We start from the raw sequence: 21,053 nt of genomic DNA on the forward strand, positions 1-21,053 counted from the left end.
CGCAACCATGACGCGTTTCAGGCGCACGAGGCCCGCCCCGCACACCCGCCGGTTCCTCGCCGAGCGGACCCAACACCTGACCGGCCCGCCCGACGTGTGGACGCTGACGCCGGTTACCGGCGCAATCGACGGCAGGCCGCTTCGAGGCGACGGTGCCGCGCGCTGACCCCACACCTGGCGAGCTGGTCGGCCGCTACCGAAACGAGAAGCACTGGTCACGGGAGCGCTTGGCCGGCCAGATGCACAGATCGGTCAGTTGGGTTGCCCAGATCGAACGCGGCGAAATACGACTGGTCGACCTCACCGTCATACAACGGCTGGCCGCGGTGCTCGGAGCGCCACTCCAGGAGTTTATCGAGGCCACGCTGGGACCCGACACCGAGACCGCCCGCAACCGGCCCTACGTGGAGCAGCTTCGTCTGGCCATCGCCGGTCACCCCGCCCCAGACAGCATCATCACACCGGTCGCCGATGGCCCGGCCTGCGATGTGGAATCACTGCGACAGCGCACCGGCCACATCTGGGAGCGCATCCATGCCAGCGCCTACCGCGACATGGGACCAGCCATCGCCGCCCTAATCAGCGAGCTGGAAAACGCCAGCCGCACCGCTGCGAAAACTCAACGGCCCGAACTGCTTCCGCTGCTGGCCCAGACCTATCAAGCCGCTGCGGCGATGCTGGTCAAAGTCGGTGACCGTGGTGCGGGGTGGGTGGCCGCCGACCGCGCCATCGCCGCCGCCGAACAAGCCCACGACCCCGCCCTGATCCTGGCCGGGCAACTACGGATGGCCCGCACCCTGCTCGACTCCAGCGAACAAGCACTGGCCCGCCACGTTTTGACCCAAGCAACCCGCCGCCACGACGCCATCATCGCCGACGGCGATCACGGCCTGATCTCGCTCGTGGGCTCCAGCGCGCTGCTGCTGGCGATCCTGCACGCCCGCGACGCCAACACCGAGGCCGCCGAGCAGTGTTTGACGGTGGCACGCCGGCTCGCCGCCGTGCTGAGTGGCGACTGCAACCACCACGACACCGAATTCGGCCCCACCAATGTGGCCATGCACGCCGTGGGTGTCGCCGTCGAACTCGGCAACGGACAACAAGCCCTCGACCGTGCCGCCCACGTCCGCCACCCCGAACAGCTCTCACCGGAACGCCGAGCCCGCTACCTCATCGACATTGCCCGCGCTCACCTGCTCCGGGCGCGGCGCACTACTGGCCCTGGTCAAAGCCGAACAGATCGCCCCCGAAGAACTCGCCGAATCACCACGTGTCGCCGAACTCATCGACGACATCGAAGCCCTCAACCGACGCCCACGCCTACCCGGCCTGCGCGAACTCCGACAACGCCTCTACGGCTGACCGGCTCTGCTCCCGCACGGCCCCGACACACCAGCCACGTGCCCACCGCTCGGCAAACGCTGCCCACCGCGGCCATTCATCTTGCAGCGCGCAGCCCCCAAGCACACCGCCCACCCGAGCTGATCCACAATGCGGGCGGCTACCTCCGGGCTGCGCTGCGCTCCCTTCGCTTCCGTCCGCTGGCGCTCCCGTCCGCGCCGGTCGCTACACTGCGCCCTGCGTCCGCCGCCCGCCAACCAACCAGCTCGCCAGGCAAGCCATGTGAGAACGTCGCCACCACGAAAGCGACCGCGATGCCCGCGCACACACCGGTATCGCCGTAGGCCAGTGAGCCGCCCCGCAGCATCAGCGCCGGGCCACCCAACCAGAACAAAAACAGGCCCTGACCTGCTTTGTCGGGTAGCCCCGGCGCATTGCTGCGCCGGGGCCCCCTCAGAACCGCGCGAGCGAGTTTCCCCGCACACGGCTCAAGCAAGCCCCGAGAGCGTTGCGGGTGCCGGTCTCGTGCCACGGCGAGCCCGAAGGCGGCGGTGGCATGAGGTGTGTACCAGGCGGGTTCGGTTTCCGTCCGGCGTGCCGCCTCGCCCGTGATGGGTGAGGTAGTCGGCGGCGATCGCCCGTTTGACGATGCTCAGCCACCAGCGCCCCCACTCGTGCGGGGATTGCGGGGGCTGATCCGGGGTAAGGACGTAGTCCCCGCATAATGGACAGCGCCCGTCCTGCTCAGCGAGCAGGCGCAGGTTGTAGCTATCCAACGGGGCCAACATCTTTCGCCGCCGCACGGCCCAGTACTGGGTCAGGTCGGGGTCGTCTGGAGACGCCCCGCCCGCGACCAGCCGGTGCCGGACGATTCCGGTCCAAGAGAACTTGATCAGGTGGGCAATGCCCCCGCGATCGTCAAGCACCCGATCGCGGGCGCCGAACACCCACCGGTCATTCCTGAACCGGTTGAACCTGCCGAAGTAGCGGCGCACGACCCACTTCCTCGACTTATTGGGGTGGGTGCGGCGCGCCCACCGAAAGGTAAGACACCACACGTGGCTGTCCAGCGCCGCGAACACCTTGCTGGACACCACCCCCCGGTAGTAGGCGGCCCAACCCCGGATGATCGGGTTGAGCCTGGCGATAAGGGCCATCGCGTTGGAGCCACGCATCCTGCGTACCTCGTCGGCGAGCCTGCGCCGGATTCGCCTGACCGCATCCTGGCTCGGTGTGATCAACAACTTGCCGGGCCGACCACCACGCCGGTATCGGCGCAGGTTAAAACCGAGAAAGTCAAAGCCATCTTCGAGGTGCACGATGCGTGTCTTATCCTCGTTGAAGACCAGCCCCCTCGGCGCCAGCCATTGGGCAAGCTGCGCCTTGACCTGCTCGGCCTGCTGCCGGCTATGACAGCAGACCGCGAAGTCGTCGGCATACCTGACCAGAATCGGGGTTCCCGCAACCGTTGTCCCGGCGTTGACACCGGTTCGACGATAACGGACCCCGGCGGCCTCCTCCAGCCCGTGCAGCGCCACGTTCATCAACAACGGACTGATCACGCCGCCCTGCGGAGTACCCTCCTCGGTCGGCGCGAACCGTCTGTTTTCGATCACCCCGGCTCGTAACCAACGCTCGATCAGTTCCCGCGCGGGGAATCCGCCGAGCGCGTCAAGCAGCCGGACATGATCGATCCTGTCGAACGCGGCCGACAGATCGGCATCCAGAACCCACACCCGTCGGGAGCGAGGCCCGTTCAGTGTGATGTAGAGGGCGCCAATTGCGTCGGCGCAGCTGCGTCCCGGCCGAAACCCATACGAGCGGGCTTCGAACCGGGCTTCCCACTCCGGTTCCAGCGCGTTGCGGACCCGCGCCTGGTGGCACCGATCCATCAACACCGGAATACCGAGCGGACGCTGCTTGCCGCCAACCTTCGGAATGTACACGCGCCGAACCGGCAAGGGCTCCCACGACGACCGCGAGTCATGCACCCGCACCGCCATGTTCGCTCTCCCCTCCGGCGACAGGGCAACCTCCCCATCGATCCCGGCCGTTCGACGCCCAGCATTGCGCTGGGTAACCTGCCGCACGCTGACCAGCGTGTTCGACCAGGAACCCAGCATCAATTTCTGCAGCGACCGGACCGTGGCCCAGTCCTGCTCCCGCGTCGCCTTGAAGATCCTGCGCCGCAACCGGATTACGTTCTGCTCGTGGGCACGCCAGTCAATGCCGTCCCAGTCGAGCGCGACGTCCTCGGGTCCGTTCACCGCGATGGTGTCCAACTTGCCCCTTCGGTTCATCCAAGCCATCGGCCTCGGTGTTCAAAGGCTCACCTGCCCACGTCAGCACCCTTTCGAGTCCGGCCGCACAAGCCGGCATCCGGTCGGTTCCCCACGACGACCGCCTGGAGCAGCAGCCACGCTGTCGTGAGTCCCGTCGCCTTTCGGCCACCGACATCCGCTTCTTGGGCATCCTGTCCCGCCGAGGGATTCCGCCCCTCTTGCGATCGGCCTACCGGACCAAGACGGCCCGGACCCCGACGGGGTTTCCACGTTCCACGCACACGAGACACGGCCGGGGTGGGTGCCCCCTATACCCCGAGGCCAGCGGTGTTCCCACGACCGGCCCTCACTGCCCGGTCGCCGCTTGCCGCCCCTTCCAGCGGCCAGGCCCTATCACCCAGGTATTCATCCCGTCGTCCAGGGTTAGAAATAACGAGGCATCATCGAGGGTTCACTTTCGTTCACCCGTCCGGCCTTCCCCTCGCCCGGTTGCTCCCCCAGACGGAACAGGGGCCCTTAGGCTTTTACCCTGGGCTTCGCACCCCCACGGACACGGCCCGTCGACGCACGCCAGGGCGGGGATCGATCTGGAACACTGATCGAGAACTACGCACCCGGCATGACCGGCCTCCAATCTGCGAGTCCACTCGCCATGCGCGACCTCGCGTCGCACGTGAGAACTTTCTTTACTGGTATCGAGATCGGGGATTGGGGCTACTTCAGCGATGATGGCCTGGTGGTATGCGGGCGGGCCAAAGAGGTCATCATGACGCCTGGACCCGGGTGCTTCAGGCCGATTGCCCGATCGGCAACAAAGAGTTCATGCTCGTGTGGACCACAAGAACCTGTCCCGGAGCACTCGCGGCGGAAAGCAGCTCGTAGCCGAACTCGAGCTCGCCGAAATCGCGATGCTTGAGCCGTTTCACCTTGCCGTCGGAGAAACCGACGTCGTGACTTCTCCACATCCTGACGAAGTCGGTGCTCTTGCCGGAAAGTTCGTCAATGATCTCGACCACGTCCGGCTGGTCGATATCAGCACCCATGATGCGGTGCAGTGTGGCAACAGTCATTTTTGCGTATGATTCCCAATTCACCCAAAAGCTTTTCGCCTCGGGATCTAAGAAAATTAAGCGCAGAATATTTCCAGTGATCTCGAATTGCTCGAAAAGCAGCGATGCTTGCGGGTTTTCGGCCAGCACGTCGCATCGATGGTTGACGATGTAGGCAGGACCGAGTCTCCAGGCCTGCATGAGCAGACGCAGATACTCCGCAGGGTCCTGGGGGGAACCGGTTCTGCACCGCCATCGGTGTCGTGGGGTCGAGAGGTCGTGCAGATAGCCGGCCTCGTCTGCTGACAGGCCGAGCGCGACCACCAAAGCGTCCAGGACCTGTCCCGAGGGATGGTTTTCTCGTCCTTGTTCCAACCGGGCGTAGTAGTCGGCACTGATCCCGGCCCGCGCGGCAACCTCCTCGCGGCGCAACCCAGGGGTCCGCCGCCGGGGCGGAAGCGTGCCGTCGCGCTCCGGGCGAGGCGTTATCGCCTCGCGACGCGCGCGAAGAAACTCCCCCAGCGTCGTCGTCACGGCGTGATGTTAGCGCATCGGCATCTTCCTGGGTGTCAAACTCCTAGGTAAAGTTCGCCCTGCCAACCCGCCACGGCCGCCAACTACTATCTGTGACTATGGCATCGGTCGACTGTCCGCTTCTCGCTGCTTGGTGTCAGGCGCTGGGGGGTTTCCAACCATCGATGGGGCGCGGGCGACGAACCGCGCTCCACTCACACTGCGGCGCGCCGCGCTGGGAAGCGCCGAACAGCGTGGTTTCGCGCGGAGAAGATAGACCGCGATGCTAGGAGCTCTCAAGCGCGTATGGATTCCGCTGGTGATCGTTGCCGTTGTGGCCGTCGGCGGGTTCGTGGCCTACCGGTTACAAGGATTCTTTGGTTCGAACCGATTGTCGGAAGCCGGCCCAGTCGAAAAGATCGTGCCGATCAACGTCAAGAACGTGACTTATGAGGTCACCGGTCCACCGGGCACCGCGGGAGTTGTCAACTATCTGGACGCGGACGCCCAGCCGCAGCGGGCGGATTTCACCACCTTGCCATGGTCGTACACCGTGACCACGACCCTGCCCGGGGTGTTCACCAACGTGGTGGCCCAGGGTGACAGCAACACCATCGGCTGCCGCATCGTCGTCAACGGAGTGGTCCGAGACCAGGAGTCCACGACTGGGCTCAACGCGCAAGTCTTCTGCCTGGACAAGGCCGCGTGAGCGGCGGTCACGACGAACGGCCATTCCTCGCGCGGGTGATCCGGCGACTGGCCGTGCCGATCATCTTAGGCTGGCTGGCTCTTACCGTCGTCGTCACCGTCTTCGTGCCGCGGCTAGACGTGGTCGAACGGGAAAACTCGGTGGGATTGTTGCCCAAAGACGCTCCGTCGCTGGTCGCGATGAAACGCATGGGCAAGGTTTTTCACGAGTTCGATTCCGACAGCGTCGCGATGGTGGTGCTAGTGGGTGACCAGCCGTTGGGTGACGCGGCCCGCCACTACTACGACGGTCTGGTGCGCCGGCTCGAGCGCGACACCAAGCATGTCGAGAAGGTCCAGAACTACTGGGGCGAATTAGTCACGGCGGGGGGCGAACAGAGCGCCGACAGCAAGGCCGCGTACGTGCAGGTCAACCTCACTGGGGATCAAGGCTCGACGACGGCCGACGAGTCGGTGCACTCGGTCGAAGACATTGTGGCGCGCTCACATCCGCCCGCGGGGGTCAAGGCGTATGTCACCGGTCAGGCGCCGTTGACCACCGACACCACCGAAGCCGGTGACCGGGGCCTGATCAAACGGACGCTGATAACGATCGCCGTGGCCACGATCATGCTGCTGATCGTTTATCGCTCGATCGTGACCGTGCTGATCGTGCTGGTCGTGATCTTCGTCGAGTTGGCCGCGTCGCGGGGAGTCGTGGCGTTCATCGGCAGTTTTCACGTCGTCGGCTTCACCACTTTCTCCGTCAGCCTGCTCATGTCGCTGGCAATCGCAGCCGGGACGGATTACGCGATATTTTTTCTCGGCCGCTATCACGAAGCCCGGCAGGGCGGCGAGGACCGCGAGACCGCTTTTTATACGACATACCGCGGGGTCGTCCACGTCGTCTTGGGTTCGGGGTTGACCATCGCCGGCTCGATGTTGTGTCTGCGGTTGGTGCGGCTGCCATATCTGAATACCTTGGCGGTACCGTGCGCGGTGGCGCTGCTCATAGTGATCGCGGCCTCGCTGACGTTGGTTCCGGCTCTGCTGGCCGTAGACACGCGCTTCGGCCTGCTCGACGCCAAGCGGAAATTGAACGTCCACGGGTGGCGACGCCTGGCGACCGCCACCGTCCGATGGCCCGCCCCGATCCTGGCCAGCGCCCTGGTTGTCTCGATTGTCGGAGGGTTGACGCTGCCGGGCTACCACACCAACTACGACGACCGCTACTACGTACCGGCCAGCCTGGTGTCCAACGTCGGCGACCGGTCCGCCACTGAGCATTTCACCCACGCCAGATTGAATCCCGATCTGTTGCTGGTCGAATCCGATCACGATTTGCGGAATCCAGCGGATATGCTCGACCTCGACAAGATCGCCCAACACGTATTCCGGGTGCCGGGCATCGCGCGGGTGCAAAGCATCACCCGCCCGCTGGGATACAACATCGAGCACGGCACCATACCGTTTGCGGTTGGTATGCAGTCGGTTCCCATTAGAGAAAACTTGCAATATCTGAAGGATCGGCTCGAGGATATTCTCAAAATGAGCCGCGACGACCTCGGCACCCAGATTGCGACTCTCGAGCACCAGTACACCGTGCAACAAGAGCTAGCCGATTCGATAACCGACAGCGCTAAAGTCACAGCTGACACCGCGGCTATTACTGACAAAATACGCGACCATATCGCAGATTTTGATGATTTCTGGCGGCCAATCCGCAGCTATTTCTACTGGGAAAAACATTGCTTCGATATCCCCATGTGCTGGTCGCTACGCTCCATCTTCGACGCTTTGGACGGCTTCGACCAACTCGCCGAGAATTTCCATTCTCTAGCCAAAGACCTCCAAAGCAGCGCTGACGCGTCCCGAAAGCTGGTCAAGTTGATCCCGCCGTTGATCACCGTCGCAAAGTCGATGCAGACCACGTTTTTAACCCTTTACAGCAGCTTTTCCGGCCTGGTCACTCAAATCGACCGCATGACCGACACCAGCACCCTCATGGGTGAATATTTCGACAAGGCTAAAATCGACGGCCTTTTCTATATCCCGCCGGAGGTGTTCGGCAGCCCGGATTTCCAGACAGGGCTAAGACTGCTGGTCTCCCCCGACGGCAAATCCACCCGGATGATCATCACCCACGACATCGACCCCGCGAGCCCGGCAGCAATTTCACACGTCGAGGCAGAACTCAAGGCCGCGCGAGAGGCTGTGAAAGAAACCCCGCTGGCCAGCGCGAAACTGTATCTCGGCGGCACGGCCGCAGCCTACAAAGACATCCAAGAATCCATTAAATACGACGTCATGACCGAGGCCATCGCCGCGCTGATCCTGATCTTCGTCGTCATGCTGGTCATCACGCGCGCGCTGGTCGCCTCGATGGTGATCGTCGGCACGGTGCTGTTGTCGCTGGCCACGGGTTTCGGGCTTTCCGTGCTGATTTGGCAGCACATCTACGGCTTGGAATTGCACTGGATGACGCTGCCGTTCTCGGTCACGATCCTGCTGGCCGTGGGATCCGATTACAACCTGTTGCTGGTCTCGCGGTTCAAGGAAGAAATCGGCGCCGGCATCAAGACGGGCATCATCCGCTCTGTCGGTGGCACGGGCGGCGTGGTGACCGCGGCCGGTCTGGTGTTCGCCTTCACCATGGCCTCTTTGGGAGTCAACGAGCTGTACACGCTCAAGCAGGGCGGCACCACCATCGGCCTGGGCCTGCTCGTCGACACGCTCATCGTGCGCTCGCTGATGATCCCGTCCATCGCCACCCTGCTGGGGCGCTGGTTCTGGTGGCCGCTACGGGTGCGCCCGCGTCCTGCCAGTGAACTGCTCCGATCTGTCGGACCCCGTCCGCTGGTTCGCGCCCTTCTCCTAAGGGGGTAGGTGACGGAGTTTTGACCAAGGTGCGCTGTCTATGTCGGTTGCGCCGTGGGTCCGATGCAAAACAGCTGGTGAATGCGTCGACGAGGGTATGGGGTGTTGGTCGCGATGCGTGAGGCAGGTGTGATTGCTCTGCCGGATTGTGGCAGGGAGATCGCCGCGGCTGCACTATCCGGGAATTTCAGTCTTGCAATGCGGGGGCTATTCGTCGCCGGCGGCAGTCACGAACTCAAGCCCGGGTGCTCCATCGAATATCCCGTCATGGGAGATCAGTGGCACGCCGAGGCGCATCGCGGCGGCTGCGATCCATCGGTCTCCGTCATGGAGCTTGCCGGCGAGCGCATGGCCGATCTGTGCGCAGTGCTCACGCAAGGCGGCGCACGTGGTGATCATCTCATCATCAGGCTGGACGACGGTCAGTTCAGCGATGCGGCGTTCGAGTCGTCGGCGCCGCAGTTGACCCCACCCGGCGCGCAGAACTCCGTAGCGGAGTTCCATCACGGTTTGGAACGCGAGCAGGACGGGCTTTGGGCCGATCAGCATGCGGTAGTGCTCAGCGGGCCGATTGGGGCGGTCATCAAACAGCCAGCTGATGACCATCGTGTCCACGACAACACTCGATGGCTGAGTGTTGGTCATGCGTCCGCTAGTGCAGCCTGAAAGGCGGCCCACTCCTCCTCGGGCACATCCTCGATGACGAGGCGATCACGGGGGGGCAGTGGCCGAGCGCGCCGGATTGCCTCATCGGGCGTATAGGTTCGCACGACCGGCTCTTCGGGCTGCTCGATACTGGACACAACGCCAAGCCTACCGTCGCGTGCTGACGTCCGACACCTCATCAGATCTGGGATCCGCTGCCCGGTGAGCGACCACTGGCAGGGGGTAGATTCCCGACTTGCAACAAAGGCGAGCAGGGTATCGCCGGGCCGGTAGCGGCCGGGTGCGGTGCCGGGCGGTGTGACCTGAGCGATCGCATGTTCCTTCAGGGTCATGTCGGCGTGGAGGTAGACCTGCGCGGTCGTGGACGGCTGCTCGTGTCCGAGCCAGAGCGCGATCACGGTGACGTCGGTGCCCGATTCCAGCAGTCGCATGGCCGCCGAATGGCGAAGGGTGTGCATGCCGACGTGTTTGGTGCGCATCGACGGACAGGCCTTGCCGGCGGTGTCGACGTGCCGGGCCAAGCGGTGTTCGACGGCGTCGTGACTGAGCCGTCGGCCGGTGATGGTCGGGAACAGCGGATCCGGCGGTTCGCCGCGGCGTTCGGCAAGCCAGACGCGTAGCACCTGCACGGTCAGCGGCGTCAGTGGTGTGGCGCGTTCTTTGCGTCCCTTGCCGACGCAGTGCACGAAGGCGGCGACTCCGAGGTGGGCGTCGGATATGGTCAGGCCGGTCACTTCGGAGATCCGCAGCCCGGTTTGAGCGGTGAGCGTGAGCATGGCGTGGTCGCGGCGGCCGGCCCAGGTGGCCCGGTCCGGGGCGGCCAGCAGGGCATCGACCTCTGCCTGGGTGAGGTAGGTGACCAGCTTGCGATCGCAGCGTTTGGTCGGGATCGCCAGGACCCGTTGGATCGTGGCGGCGTGTTCGGGATGTCGGAGGGCGCCGTAGCTGAACAGGGAATGGATCGCTGCCAGGCGGTTGTTGCGGGTCCGTGTCTGGTTGCCTCGCTCGTGTTCCAGATGATCGAGGAAGTCGCTGATCAGCGGCGCGTCGATGTCGGCGATGTCCAGCGGAACGTGTCTCGGTAGCCGGAAATCGTGTGCGTGCTTGCTCGGCGTTGCGCGATGAGCCGCTCGGTGAAAAACGCCTGCAGCAGCGGCGCCAACGCGCTCATGACAGGCCCCCGGGTCTGCGATCCAGACCGGCGGCGGCGAGCTGCATCAACTCGGGAACGGCGCTTATGTACCAGTAGGTGCTGGCCGGGTTGACGTGACCGAGGTAGGTCGACAGGACCTGCAACCCGGCGGCGATATCGACGCCATCACGTTGCCAATCGATCAAAGTGTTGACCACCACGGAATGACGAAGATCATGAATCCTTGGCCTGCTACCGGCGGTCGTGGGAAACCCGGACGTCTCGAGCACAGTCACGAATGTCAAGCGCACCGACTGGTATCGAAGTGCCGATCCGGTGTCGGAGATGAAGAACATCCTCGGTGCCCGGGCTCGAGCACAGCCGGTCCCGGCGAGCGACGTAGCGGCGCAGGGCTTCAGTGCTGCTGGGGGTGCAACGGCACCAGTCGTTCCCGGTCGAACTTCGGGTGCCGGATGCTTATCACCCCGCCGGTCAGGTCGACGTCTGGGCGTGAGAGCCGCAGCGCCTCACCGACGCGCATCCCGGACACGCCAAGCAGCCCCAGCAGCGCCTGGAAAGTCGCCGGGCCAAAGACCAGAGCGAGTCACCGAACGATCCCACTCCTCCAGGTCGTCGCCGACACGCTGGCAGCGCACCTGGCAGCGTTCCCAGCCGAGCCAGACGCCTTGGTATTCACCCAGTCGGGCAAGCCGATCAGCCGCTCCACGTTCGGGTACCGGTGGCGTGCGGCGGTCAAGAAGGCCAAGCTGCCGCACGGGACCGGGTTCCACGCGCTGCGCCACTACTATGCCTCTTTGCTGATCCGCCACGGCGAAAGCGTGAAAACCGTCCAGGCGCGGCTAGGCCACGCCAGTGCCGTCGAGACCCTGGACACCTACAGCCACCTGTGGCCGGACAGCGACGACCGGACCCGCGATGCGATCGACTGGTGCTGGGATCTACTGCGTACCGACTGCGTACTGGCAAGCCCGCGACGGGCTGAACACGCTGGTCACTTGAGACGGGGCGGGCGAGTTGGCCTGTAAGCCGGATTCTGTTCCGCGCTACCTAGTAACGCGGCGGCGACCATCCATCTGGACACACCGTCACCGGGTGCCTCAAGCGGCCTACCCGCAGGCTCGGGCGAGCAACCCTCAGGCGCCTGCGCGACCGCACCGTGGTGCGGTGTTCTTGGCCTTGCTTCGGGTGGGGTTTGCCGAGCCATTCCGGTCACCCGGAATGCTGGTGCGCTCTTACCGCACCGTTTCACCCTTACCACCACAAGGGTGGCGGTTTGTTTTCTGTGGCACTTTCCCGCGAGTCACCTCGGATTGCCGTTAGCAATCACCCTGCTCTGTGAAGTCCGGACTTTCCTCGACTCGGTGTGCGAGCCGCGGCCGCCCGGCCAACTCGTCCGCGCTAGATACCGTACTCGCTGGATAATGCGGCTGCCAGCGACCGTCGACGCGGCATTCCCGGTCTGGTCAGAAGGGTGGTGGCCTGTTGCGTTCGGCGACGTGGGCGGCGTTGAGGGCGCGTTCGGCGTCGATGCGGTAAGCGCGGCCTTGTTGGCGTGTGCGGCGGCGCCTGGGCATCATGGGGGCGCTGCACCTTCGGCAGCTTCGTTCCGTCGCACGGGTTGGACGCGACCCGCCGATCCCTGATCGCCGACTTGAAGATCGTTGACACGATGCCGTGCAGCACCCCGACCGTCGCCGGGGCCAACTCCAAGCCTTTAATCCACGTTTGGATGTCACTGGGCAGGATCGCCGTGAGGTGACGACCGCCGAAGGTCGGGTAAGCATGCCTGCGCAGCATCGTCTCGACATGCACGCGGGAGCTGGGTCGCTGTACCTGCTTTTTTCGCCACCGCTCGGCGTAGTCCCGGAACGTTATCTGCCCGGCCTTCGGGTCGACGTACTGGCCGGTGACTACCGCTGCCGTGACTTCATCTAGCCACCGCTGGGCGTCGGTCTTACGCGCGAACGCTTTCGTGTTCTCGCGGCCATCCTGGTCGACGTAGCGGGCCAGCCAGCGCAGGCCGATGCCGTCCCGTGCCGATGGCACTGTGCGTTTGGTGCCGTCGGGCTCGGTAACGGTTTTGCGCCAGCGGTCCTCCACCCCGGCTCTGCGGTTACGTCTCACTTGCCTGCCTCCTGTTCGTCGAGCCATTGCCGCAGAATCGCGGTGGCGCCTGCGTTGATCGCCGCGGCGGCCTGCGGGTTGATGGTTTCTCCGACGCTCGCGAGGAGTTGTTCGGCGGCGTCGAGCGCCGCGCACGCCCGTTCGCTGTCAGAAACCAGCGGGCCGTACGTGCCGTTGGTGTCGGCGTCGGCCAGTTCGCCGGCCACCTCGCTCAGGGCGCGGAGCGACCGCTGTCCCTTCTCAAGGCGCGCAAGCTGCGTCCAGGTCATCGGAATGCCCTTGGCGCTCAGCGCTTCTGCGGTTTGTCCCTGAGTCATGTCGTTGTCGTCGCGCAGCGACTTGAGCCGCCGACCAAGGGCTTCACTGAATCTGTCACCAGACCACTTTTGGCGGCGGATGGGCTTGACGCTGCGGGACATCGGCGATGCGCTGGGCATGTCCGAAGGCGGGGTCAGTCAGGCGTTGGCCCGTCTAGGTGGTTGGTGTCGAACGGCCATTGTGGGCGCGCTGGTTGACCGGTCGGGCTATCGGGTAGTGCTCGCGTGATCGTGAGTGGCCTAGCTCGGGTGAATTCGGTTGTCGGGATTGGTGATTCCGTTGCTTGGCCGGTCTAGAGGCGGTCCTGGTGGGCCGGTTGGCATCGCCGCCGGCCTCAGGTCGCGGCTGCGGCCCAGTTTGCGCCTTCCCGGTGTATTCCGAGCACACCCAGGCGTGCGAGGTTGATCGCGGCGGCCAGTAGGGAGAAGTCGGCGGCGGCCTTGGTGGTGCCGCGCATGCGCGCACGGCGGCCGCCGTGGCGGCGGCGCATCAGGTGGCCGATCTTGCGTTCCACTTTCGGGCGGGTGGCCTTGTAGTTGGCGACCCAGGCCGGATCTGCTTGGGCGGTGCGGGCGCGGGTGAGTTCGGCCTCGTAGCGGCTGATCGCGATGGTGCGCCCGGCGGTCGAGCTGGTGCACTGGGCCGCCAGTGGGCAGGAGGCGCAAGCCGGGCCGAACACCGCGGTCCCGCCACCGGCGGTGGCCGGGCGGATCGGCACGGCCACCGCGCCCGGGCAGGTGACCGTGCCCGCGGCCAGGTCGATGGCGAAGCGGTCCTTGGCGTAGCGGCCGCCCGGCGCGGTCGGTGGCTGCACCTTGGCGACGATGTCGGCGCCCGCGGTTTCCAGCACGGCCAGCAGCTTGCCCGCACCGTAGGCGGCGTCGCCGTAGACCGCCGGCCCGGGCTGGTCTTGGGCGCCGCGCACGCTGGGGGCGCTCCCGTCACCGTCACCGTCGCCGTGAGCGTGTCCGGCCGCGCCGGCCGCGGTCGTCGTGCCAGCACTTCTACCGAGGCTTGAGTCGTCCTGGGAATCAACGCAATCGCCGTCGGCGGTGTTGGTGTCGCCGGTTGGCGGGGCGGGCAGGTCGCCGGCCAGCAGGTCGGTGGCGGGTTCGGCGTCGCCGGCGCTGCCCGCGGTGACTTCGGCGGCGGTGATGATCTCGGCGCCGGGGTCGATCGCGATGTGGCCCTTGTATCCGTCGAAACCCCGCGCGGAGGTCTTGTGCCCGTGGCGGGCCAGCGCGTCCACCAGCTCCTCGCGCGCCTCCGCATCGTCGTAGTCACACACCGGTTTTCCCGCCCGCGCGTAATCGTCGTCGCGGGACAGCCGCGCGCGCAGCCGCGCGCGCAGCTCCGCGCCGGCCACCGCCAACAGCCCCCGGATCGCCGAGCGGATCAGCGTGACCGTGTCCATCGTGGCCACCGCGTCATACAGCGGGGTCGAATCCAGCGCCCGCTTGCGTCCGGCCAGCCCGGCGGCCTTGGCGGCCTGCAACGTCACCTCGAAGATCCGGTCCGGCCGATCCGAGCGGGCCAGCCGGGCGCGCATGTCCACCAGCACCGTGTGCACAAACCCCGGATAATCGAAGTCCAGCCCGCCGGCGGCATACTTCCAGCGCGCGTCGAAGGCGAACCGCTGCACCGCCTCCCGATCCGAGAGGCCCTCGATGCGCTGCAGCACCATCACCACCGCCACAATCGTCGGCGGCACACTGCGCCGGCCCACATCAGTGAACATGTCAGCGAACATCTCATCGCCGAACAAGCTCAAGCACTCCCGATGCAGCACGCCGTAAATCGAGTCCGGCGCCACCCGGCCCTCGCAGAAGTCCACCGTCGTCCGCCACAAAATCCGCCTGCTTCGGCGTCAAACCCAAACTCACCCAACCATTCTCGCTGACCGCGCCCAGTTACCCGGTCAACGCCACGCGAAAAACACCAGCCACCCAGTGAGGCCGGCAGATACTGGCGGACGAGCAGTGAGCGCAGCAAAACCGGCACCCGACAAGCTGTTCGACGATTGCCAGCGGACGGACAGCTCGCCAGCGAGAGACACTGAGCCTTCCTTCGACTTTCTGAATCGGTCCGCGGGCGCGTTCTGGGACAATGTGCGAACCGAACTTGAGCGCTGGTATGCGGAGTATCCGGATGCCAGCTGCGACCTGAGAAACCGATTCCAGGATCCCGATGAGCACCAGCATCTCCCCGCATGGTGGGAGCTGTACACATACACCGTATTTCGCCGATTGGGGTACAAGGTCGAGGTGCACCCGCCAATGAGCGGCAGCACCAAGAACCCTGACCTTCTCGTCAGCCGTGAATCCACCAGCTTCTATGTCGAGTGCGTGACCATGTTCGGCGATGCCAACTTCGACAACCCGGCCGGCCGGGCGTGGATATGCGAATGCACCAACCGGGCCAAACACCCCGACTTCATGGTCAACCTCGACATCGAGCAAGTTGGAACAGCGCAACCGCGGGTATCCCAGGTCACCCAGCCATTAGAGGAGTGGCTGGCAACATTGGACGCGGATGCCATAAGGGCCGACGTCGAAACCGGCCTCGACGGACCTCGGTTCGAGCTGACGGTCCGCGACTGGAAGCTCCATTTTGAGGCGTGGCCTGTCCCTCCCGAGCGGCGCGGCAAGCACAGACGCATGATCGCTATCTACCCCACACCCGGCGCTGTGATGATCAAAGACGTCGCCGAGGTACGAAAGAGGCTCGACAAGAAGGGGGCGAAATACGGCTCCGGGAAACTGGACAAGCCACTGGTTGTTGCGCTTCTGTGCTGGAACAACGTCGACCACGACGACCTCATAAAAGCACTTCTCGGCTCGACTGTTGTCGAGTGGCTGCCAGCTCAACCCCAATCGATTAAGAGCGTTCGGATCCCGGATGGTTATTGGCGCCCGGGGGCTGACCGACGTGGTAGTCGCGTATCAGCTGTGCTGTTCGGCAACACCCTGCGCCAATGGCGGGTTGCTTGCGAGTTGCCCGAGTTGTGGATCAATCCATGGGCGTCGACACCGATCCCCCAGATCCCGCCGTTCGCAACGCTAGGGCTTTCGGGGTCCTTGCGGTTGCGCAGTTCACGTTCGTTCCCACAGCAGGCGGGCGTCGCGCATCAGCCGCTCGATTTCGTACTCCTTGGAGTATCCATAGCCACCATGGATGCGGAAGCTTTGCTGAGTGACTTCTGACCCGTATCCGCGAGTAGGCGGGTGACACGCGCTGCTGGTTAGCGATGGATGCCGTTGCGACCTGGGACAATTCGGTTTATATGAGCCAATTTGTCGAGCAGGAAGCGGGCACCCATCTGGTGAGCAGGATACGCGGTGGTTTGGGCAAGGGTGTGTGTGGGCAGGTGCGGGTCGGCGCGCCGGATCCGAGCCTGACCGGCAACGGCGGGATGGTCGCGGTTACCGAGTTGTGCGACCGGCTGGATGTGATCGCAGCGTTGGATGCGGCGGTGGGTCCGATCAAACAGCGCGACAGGGGATTTGGTGCCGGTGAGCTGCTGGTCGCGATAGCGTCGGCGCAACTGGCGGGGCAGGATTTCCTGGTTGGGCTGGATCGGGTCCGCACCGATGCGACTGGACAGGCGCTGTCGCCGGTGCCGGGGCTGGCTTCGACCACTGCGGCCGGGTTAGCGCGCCGCTTCACCGATGAGCGGTGGCGAGCGGTGGAATCGGGGCTGGCCGCGGTGACCGAGAAGATGCTGGCACTGTTGGCGCCGCAGCGGGTCGAGGCATTGACTTCGGGTCCGGTGACGATCGACATGGACGCCACCGACGTGGAAGTCTACGGCCGCAAGAAGCAGGGCGTGGCTTACAACCATCAGGGCCAGCGGGTAGGCCGCCCGCATGTGGCCACCTGGGCCGAGACCGAGACCACACTGGCTGCCGACCTGGGCAGTGGTGTCGACGATCCCCGCGCCACCGCGGCCAAACTGCTCAAACGCGCCCTGGCGGGGTTGCCGCGACGGATCCGCCGTGAACAGGTCGCGTTGCGCGCCGACGCCGGCTACTTCGCCGGGCAGCTGGCCCGCGCCGCCGATGAGGAGAACATCGCGTTCGCGATCGGCGCCAAACACATCGCCCCACTGTGGCGGCTGCTGTCCGGGATCGCCGAAACCGATTGGCGTGCAACGATCGACATGCAAGATGGGCAAGTCGCAGTCGCTGACTACGCACCCACCGACTGGCCGGCAGGCACCCGACTGCTGATCCGGCGGGTGCGGTTGTCGCCCGACCAAGTCTCCGCCGACCCGCGGTCGCGGCGCCGCCGCACCCTGCACCCCGACCAGCGTGCGCTGCCGCTCGACGAACTCGCCCACAGTGACGCGATCTACGCCTACTCGTTCATCCTGACCAACCTCGACGTTTCAACCCCCGACACCGCGGCTGCCGTCGAGCACTGGTACCGGCACCGCACCAGCGTGGAGAACATCTTCCGCGACAGCAAGCACGGCGCCGCGCTGCGCCACCTGCCCTCGGGGCACCAGGCGGTCAACACCGCCTGGATGTGGGGTGCGCTGCTCGCCGCGAGTATCGCCGGCTGGCTGCACCAGCTCACCGCCACCATCACCGGCGTCGACATCCTCGCCGGCCACGGCGTACGCGACGGCAAAGCGATGATCGCCACCCTGCGCCACCGGCTCATCGCCATACCGGCCAGGCTGGTACGCCACGCCGGACAACTCATCCTGCGGCCCGCCCCCGGCGGGCGCGAGCTGCTCGAGCGCATCCTCACCAGCCTGCGGGCACTGCCCAACCCGCCCTGAGTCTCGGTAGCCGACCTGAACAGACTACCGCGCAACGTCTTTCGCTGATTGTATCCACGCCCACACGGCCCGATCCTGAATCCCAAACCACGCTCCCGGGCACACACCCGGGCTGCTGGCCTGCGCCCACACGCCAACCCGCACCAAAATTCAAGATCAGTGGAATCACTGCCCGGCCGCCCCGCTTACTCGCGGAATCGGGTCTGAGCAGAATTCGCTGGCGAGATATTTCGCCATGCCCGCGGCGACGTCGTTGCGGTCGCCGGAGTCCTTCCGCCGGGCGGCGTTGACCATCATCAGACGTGCGGCCTCGACTTTGGTTGCCATTTCCGCGATTTGAAACGCGATCGCCTGATGTTCGGCGATTGGCTTGCCGAAGGTGCGGCGCTGCTGGACGTAGCGCACGGCGAGTTCGAAGGCACGGATAGCCACTCCGCACGCCCGAGCCGATACGTTGACGCGTCCGACCTCGATGCCGTCCATCATCTGGTAGAAGCCTGTCCGGTGATACCGCCCAAGATGTCGTCGGCACCGGCGACGTATCCGTCGAAGATGAGCTCCGTGGTGTCAATGCCCTTGTAGCCTAATTGTCGATCTTGCCAGGTATCAGCCAGACCGGGTGCCACCTCGCCGAAGCCGGTCGGCTTTTCGATGAGGAAGGCGGTCAGATTGCGGTGCGGCGATTCGGCGCCCTCCTCGGTGCGAATGAGTACCGCAACCAAGGTAGAGCTGCCGCCATTGGTCAGCCACATCTTCTGGCCGTTGATGGTGCAAGTGCCGTCGGCGTCGCGTGTGGCGCGGGTGCGGATCGCGGCGACGTCGGAGCCCAACTCCGGTTCGGACATGGAGAACGCGCCTCGAACCTCGCCAGTTGCCATGCGCGGCAATAGGCGTTGCTTCTGCGCATCGGTGCCGTGCTGGCGCAGCATGTAGGCAACGATGAAGTGTGTATTGAGCACCCCCGAGATGCTCATCCAACCGCGAGCCAATTCTTCGACGCATAGGGCATATGTCAGCAGCGACTCCCCCAGGCCGCCGCACTTCTCGGGGATCATCATGCCGAATAGGCCCATGTCCCGCATGTGGTCGACGATGGCTTGCGGACATGTGTCGGTGCGTTCGAGCTCCGGCGCGTTGGGAATGACCTCCTTCTCGACGAATTGCCGTACGGTGGCGATGATCTCGGTTTGGAATTCGGTGAGGCCGGTGGTCTCGGCAAGTTTACTCATGCGGCGCCCGTCTCGTTCGTCAGCAGGCGATCGTTTTAGCGCTGGTTAGCCGCGCGATATCGACTGCACTCAATCCCAACCGCTCGGTGAGCAGTTCGGCGGTGTCGGCGCCGAGTGTCGGCGCCGGTTCGCTTGCGAGATGGCTGTCGTCGAAGAGGGCCGGCATCGCCGGCGCAAGATAATCCCCGAGGCCCTCTTGATGTAGCCGGGAAAACAACGGATTCGCGGTAACCCTTTCGTCTTCGGCAACTTGCGCGAACGTCCGGTAACGCTCGAACAATACGCTGGTGGCCGACAGCGCCTCGGTGATCTCCTCGGCGGTGTGGTCGGCAAACCAGGTCGCGAACAGGCCGCTGAGCACGTCGCGGTATCGATAGCGTTCGCCCTCGTCGCCGAAGTCCGCATCCAGCGACGTAGCGAGCGCCGCGACGGCCGCGCCGGTGCCGGACACCTCGACCAGGTCGTTGAAGTGACGCCGCGCTGCTTCATGCGTTCGGACAAAGTGGCCCAGAAAACCGCTCGCATCACTGTCGACAACAAGACCCGCACCTCGCACGCCATCACGTGTAATCAGGTTCAGTGGCTGTTGACCGCGAACATCGCCGCAGCGTCCGCAACGGTCCGAGTGATACTCAAGCTCGATTCCGAAAAGCCGAAGCTTGAATCGAATCGGTCAACGTCGACAATTTCGCGGGCTTTACCGGTGTCGCGGACGTCGGAGCTGGTAATGCGACAGCCGCTTTCGCCAACGGCACCTACACCATCACAGGCACCGCGGAACGATCGAAGCTCGACGATCCGCGCGTCTCACTTACCGCGCCATTCAAGATCGAGGTGGGCTGCTAAACGACGGCGATCAGGTGTCGCCGTCGGGCGGCTCTTCGGATCTGGGGAAGGGCGGCGAGTTATTGAGCCACTTCCTAAGCCGAACAAGGCTCTCGACCACGATGCCAATGGCCAAGAGAACCACTATCACCCAAATTGCGGCGCTCACACCGCAATGGTGACAGGTCGAAGGGCCTTTTAGTGGCGCTGGCGGGCTAATTGCGCCATCACGCCGGCAGCCTGATCCGGGCACTGCCGGCGAATGGTCGTGCCGGTCAGGGCGCCGGCTTTCGTTGCTGTGTAGCCGCGGGCCTCGAGGGTGGCTTCGATGGTGGCCAAGCTTGTGCCATTCCGCAATGCCGAGCAGATGTCGAAACGATTGTCGATCGTCGCGGCTTGCACCGGCGCGGCAAACGTCACCGTCATCGCCGTCGCTGTGGCGGCGAAGATGAATGACAACAACATCGTCATTGCGTACCCCGTGCCGCCCTCACGAAACGACGTGGGAAAGCGCTGGCTCTGCCGCATGTCAGCCTCACTAGCTGTTGGGCCCACCGTCGGGATTTAGTGGCCGTTGCCGTCTACCAACACCTGAGCGGTGGGAAGGCTGCCCGATCTCGGGTGATGGTGACGCACTTCACCGGCCGAGCGGCGGCCCGCCGAACTTCGTGGGGCGACGAACCTCCGGGAAAAGAGGTAGGCAACACATCGGTGCGGGCGGAGGGATTTGAACCCTCACGCTCTTTCGAGCACGGGCACCTAAAGCCCGCATGTCTGCCGTTCCATCACGCCCGCATGCCCAGCGATCGTACCGCTCCGATCACCGATGAATCTGTCAGTGGCCCCAACCTACGGTGGCGGTGAAAGGGGCCAAAGGATGCGATCCACAGAAGAGTTCGAGGCCGTACAGCGCCTCATCGGTGCGGGTATGAACGACTGCGCCATTGCCCGAGAGACTGGCATCATCCCACGTCGCGCAGTGTGCGACCTGCGGCGGCCACGAGTTCGACCAAGGAACTCAGGCACGTCGCCCTGCGTCCATGATTTCTCTGGCCTACCGGCAGCTGCATACTGCTATCTGCTTGGTCTCTACCTTGGCGACGGATGTCTCACACGGCATGCGCGAGCATGGCATCTCCGGGTCACCCTCGACAAGAAATACCCGGGGATTATCGACCGCTGTTGCGCGGCGATCGACTCGCT

Annotated in this window: 17 protein-coding genes, 1 tRNA gene, 1 other RNA gene and 5 pseudogenes; 8 read left to right on the forward strand and 16 right to left on the reverse strand. The window is 64.8% G+C overall.

Annotation, left to right across the window (positions count from 1 at the left end; translation table 11 throughout):
- Positions 1–7 precede the first annotated feature (7 nt).
- The gene (locus M5I08_RS14270; protein WP_249763455.1) at positions 8–166 is read left to right on the forward strand and encodes a hypothetical protein; all 159 of its coding nucleotides are present in this window, start codon (positions 8–10) and stop codon (positions 164–166) included.
- Positions 153–1,685, forward strand: coding sequence for a helix-turn-helix domain-containing protein (locus M5I08_RS14275; protein WP_249762785.1), 1,533 nt, complete (start codon positions 153–155; stop codon positions 1,683–1,685). Before M5I08_RS14270 ends, M5I08_RS14275 begins: the two co-directional genes overlap by 14 nt.
- Before the next feature lie 144 nt (positions 1,686–1,829).
- Here M5I08_RS14275 and ltrA read toward each other — a convergent pair whose 3' ends face one another.
- Entirely contained in the window at positions 1,830–3,641 is a 1,812-nt protein-coding gene (ltrA, locus tag M5I08_RS14280; protein WP_219070869.1) for a group II intron reverse transcriptase/maturase, read from the reverse strand.
- A gap of 770 nt (positions 3,642–4,411) precedes the next feature.
- Positions 4,412–5,206 carry a helix-turn-helix transcriptional regulator gene (locus tag M5I08_RS14285; protein ID WP_219070431.1) on the reverse strand — a complete coding sequence of 265 codons (795 nt, stop codon included), beginning with the start codon at positions 5,204–5,206 and terminating at the stop codon, positions 4,412–4,414.
- 262 nt (positions 5,207–5,468) lie between these two features.
- Between M5I08_RS14285 and M5I08_RS14290 the strand changes: the two genes are divergently transcribed.
- Entirely contained in the window at positions 5,469–5,894 is a 426-nt protein-coding gene (locus tag M5I08_RS14290) for an MmpS family transport accessory protein (RefSeq protein ID WP_219070433.1), read from the forward strand.
- Entirely contained in the window at positions 5,891–8,758 is a 2,868-nt protein-coding gene (locus M5I08_RS14295; protein ID WP_219070435.1) for an MMPL/RND family transporter, read from the forward strand. Before M5I08_RS14290 ends, M5I08_RS14295 begins: the two co-directional genes overlap by 4 nt.
- Positions 8,759–8,956: 198 nt before the next feature.
- Here M5I08_RS14295 and M5I08_RS26855 read toward each other — a convergent pair whose 3' ends face one another.
- From M5I08_RS26855 to M5I08_RS14315, 5 genes are all read right to left on the reverse strand, one after another.
- Positions 8,957–9,394: a PIN domain-containing protein gene (locus tag M5I08_RS26855; protein ID WP_219070437.1), complete on the reverse strand. Its 438-nt coding sequence runs from the start codon at positions 9,392–9,394 to the stop codon at positions 8,957–8,959.
- Positions 9,391–10,482, reverse strand: coding sequence for a tyrosine-type recombinase/integrase (locus M5I08_RS14305; protein ID WP_307728268.1), 1,092 nt, complete (start codon positions 10,480–10,482; stop codon positions 9,391–9,393). Before M5I08_RS14305 ends, M5I08_RS26855 begins: the two co-directional genes overlap by 4 nt.
- Positions 10,452–10,586 carry a hypothetical protein gene (locus tag M5I08_RS26860; RefSeq protein WP_307728267.1) on the reverse strand — a complete coding sequence of 45 codons (135 nt, stop codon included), beginning with the start codon at positions 10,584–10,586 and terminating at the stop codon, positions 10,452–10,454. Before M5I08_RS26860 ends, M5I08_RS14305 begins: the two co-directional genes overlap by 31 nt.
- Entirely contained in the window at positions 10,583–10,765 is a 183-nt protein-coding gene (locus M5I08_RS14310; RefSeq protein ID WP_249762787.1) for a site-specific integrase, read from the reverse strand. Before M5I08_RS14310 ends, M5I08_RS26860 begins: the two co-directional genes overlap by 4 nt.
- A gap of 197 nt (positions 10,766–10,962) precedes the next feature.
- A complete protein-coding gene (locus tag M5I08_RS14315; protein WP_249762788.1) occupies positions 10,963–11,088 on the reverse strand; it encodes a hypothetical protein in 126 nt (41 codons plus the stop codon).
- A 103-nt stretch (positions 11,089–11,191) separates the two neighbouring features.
- Here M5I08_RS14315 and M5I08_RS14320 point away from each other — a divergent pair.
- Positions 11,192–11,395, forward strand: a pseudogene (locus tag M5I08_RS14320) (tyrosine-type recombinase/integrase); the annotation flags it as partial.
- A 179-nt stretch (positions 11,396–11,574) separates the two neighbouring features.
- Here the strand turns inward: M5I08_RS14320 and rnpB are convergent.
- The 5 genes and pseudogenes from rnpB to M5I08_RS14345 form a co-directional block, all read right to left on the reverse strand.
- Positions 11,575–11,960, reverse strand: an RNA gene (rnpB, locus tag M5I08_RS14325) — RNase P RNA component class A.
- A gap of 6 nt (positions 11,961–11,966) precedes the next feature.
- Positions 11,967–12,692, reverse strand: a complete 726-nt coding sequence (locus M5I08_RS14330; RefSeq protein WP_249762789.1) for a phage integrase central domain-containing protein — start codon at positions 12,690–12,692, stop codon at positions 11,967–11,969.
- On the reverse strand, positions 12,689–13,111 hold the full coding sequence (locus tag M5I08_RS14335; RefSeq protein WP_249762790.1) for a helix-turn-helix domain-containing protein: 423 nt from the start codon (positions 13,109–13,111) through the stop codon (positions 12,689–12,691). Before M5I08_RS14335 ends, M5I08_RS14330 begins: the two co-directional genes overlap by 4 nt.
- A 233-nt stretch (positions 13,112–13,344) precedes the next feature.
- The gene (locus M5I08_RS14340) at positions 13,345–14,859 is read right to left on the reverse strand and encodes a transposase (RefSeq protein ID WP_249762791.1); all 1,515 of its coding nucleotides are present in this window, start codon (positions 14,857–14,859) and stop codon (positions 13,345–13,347) included.
- 1,258 nt (positions 14,860–16,117) lie between these two features.
- Positions 16,118–16,219: pseudogene (locus M5I08_RS14345) on the reverse strand (acyl-CoA dehydrogenase family protein); the annotation flags it as partial.
- A 74-nt stretch (positions 16,220–16,293) separates the two neighbouring features.
- Between M5I08_RS14345 and M5I08_RS14350 the strand changes: the two are divergent.
- Positions 16,294–17,796: an IS1380 family transposase gene (locus tag M5I08_RS14350; RefSeq protein WP_249762792.1), complete on the forward strand. Its 1,503-nt coding sequence runs from the start codon at positions 16,294–16,296 to the stop codon at positions 17,794–17,796.
- Between the two features lie 201 nt (positions 17,797–17,997).
- Here the strand turns inward: M5I08_RS14350 and M5I08_RS14355 are convergent.
- Positions 17,998–19,025 (reverse strand): annotated as a pseudogene (locus M5I08_RS14355) (acyl-CoA dehydrogenase family protein); the annotation flags it as partial.
- 19 nt (positions 19,026–19,044) lie between these two features.
- Positions 19,045–19,500: pseudogene (locus M5I08_RS14360) on the reverse strand (CoA transferase); the annotation flags it as partial.
- A gap of 12 nt (positions 19,501–19,512) precedes the next feature.
- On the opposite strand from M5I08_RS14360, the pseudogene M5I08_RS26865 reads away from it, so the two are divergent.
- Together M5I08_RS26865 and M5I08_RS26870 are read left to right on the forward strand one after the other, a co-directional pair.
- A pseudogene (locus M5I08_RS26865) lies at positions 19,513–19,626 on the forward strand (hypothetical protein); the annotation flags it as partial.
- Between the two features lie 62 nt (positions 19,627–19,688).
- Positions 19,689–19,871 (forward strand): lipoprotein LpqH, encoded by a 183-nt coding sequence (locus M5I08_RS26870; protein ID WP_370328643.1) that lies wholly within the window; start codon positions 19,689–19,691, stop codon positions 19,869–19,871.
- 177 nt (positions 19,872–20,048) lie between these two features.
- On the opposite strand, the gene M5I08_RS14365 is transcribed toward M5I08_RS26870, so the two are convergent.
- Together M5I08_RS14365 and M5I08_RS14370 are read right to left on the reverse strand one after the other, a co-directional pair.
- Positions 20,049–20,378: a DUF732 domain-containing protein gene (locus M5I08_RS14365; protein ID WP_219068796.1), complete on the reverse strand. Its 330-nt coding sequence runs from the start codon at positions 20,376–20,378 to the stop codon at positions 20,049–20,051.
- 184 nt (positions 20,379–20,562) lie between these two features.
- Positions 20,563–20,645 (reverse strand) — tRNA-Leu (locus tag M5I08_RS14370).
- Positions 20,646–21,053: the final 408 nt, after the last annotated feature.

The sequence above is a fragment of the Candidatus Mycobacterium methanotrophicum genome, from assembly GCF_023515995.1.
Lineage (GTDB): Bacteria > Actinomycetota > Actinomycetes > Mycobacteriales > Mycobacteriaceae > Mycobacterium > Mycobacterium methanotrophicum.

Excerpts from the sequence above, each read along its gene's own strand:
- M5I08_RS14350 (WP_249762792.1), top strand. The coding sequence starts at position 16,294 with ATGAGCCAATTTGTCGAGCAGGAAGCGGGCACCCATCTGGTGAGCAGG.
- M5I08_RS14365 (WP_219068796.1), bottom strand. The coding sequence starts at position 20,378 with ATGCGGCAGAGCCAGCGCTTTCCCACGTCGTTTCGTGAGGGCGGCACG.
- M5I08_RS14315 (WP_249762788.1), bottom strand. The coding sequence starts at position 11,088 with ATGCGCGTCGGTGAGGCGCTGCGGCTCTCACGCCCAGACGTCGACCTG.
- ltrA (WP_219070869.1), bottom strand. The coding sequence starts at position 3,641 with ATGAACCGAAGGGGCAAGTTGGACACCATCGCGGTGAACGGACCCGAG.
- M5I08_RS14290 (WP_219070433.1), top strand. The coding sequence starts at position 5,469 with ATGCTAGGAGCTCTCAAGCGCGTATGGATTCCGCTGGTGATCGTTGCC.
- M5I08_RS26855 (WP_219070437.1), bottom strand. The coding sequence starts at position 9,394 with ATGACCAACACTCAGCCATCGAGTGTTGTCGTGGACACGATGGTCATC.
- M5I08_RS14335 (WP_249762790.1), bottom strand. The coding sequence starts at position 13,111 with ATGTCCCGCAGCGTCAAGCCCATCCGCCGCCAAAAGTGGTCTGGTGAC.
- M5I08_RS26860 (WP_307728267.1), bottom strand. The coding sequence starts at position 10,586 with ATGAGCGCGTTGGCGCCGCTGCTGCAGGCGTTTTTCACCGAGCGGCTC.
- M5I08_RS14270 (WP_249763455.1), top strand. The coding sequence starts at position 8 with ATGACGCGTTTCAGGCGCACGAGGCCCGCCCCGCACACCCGCCGGTTC.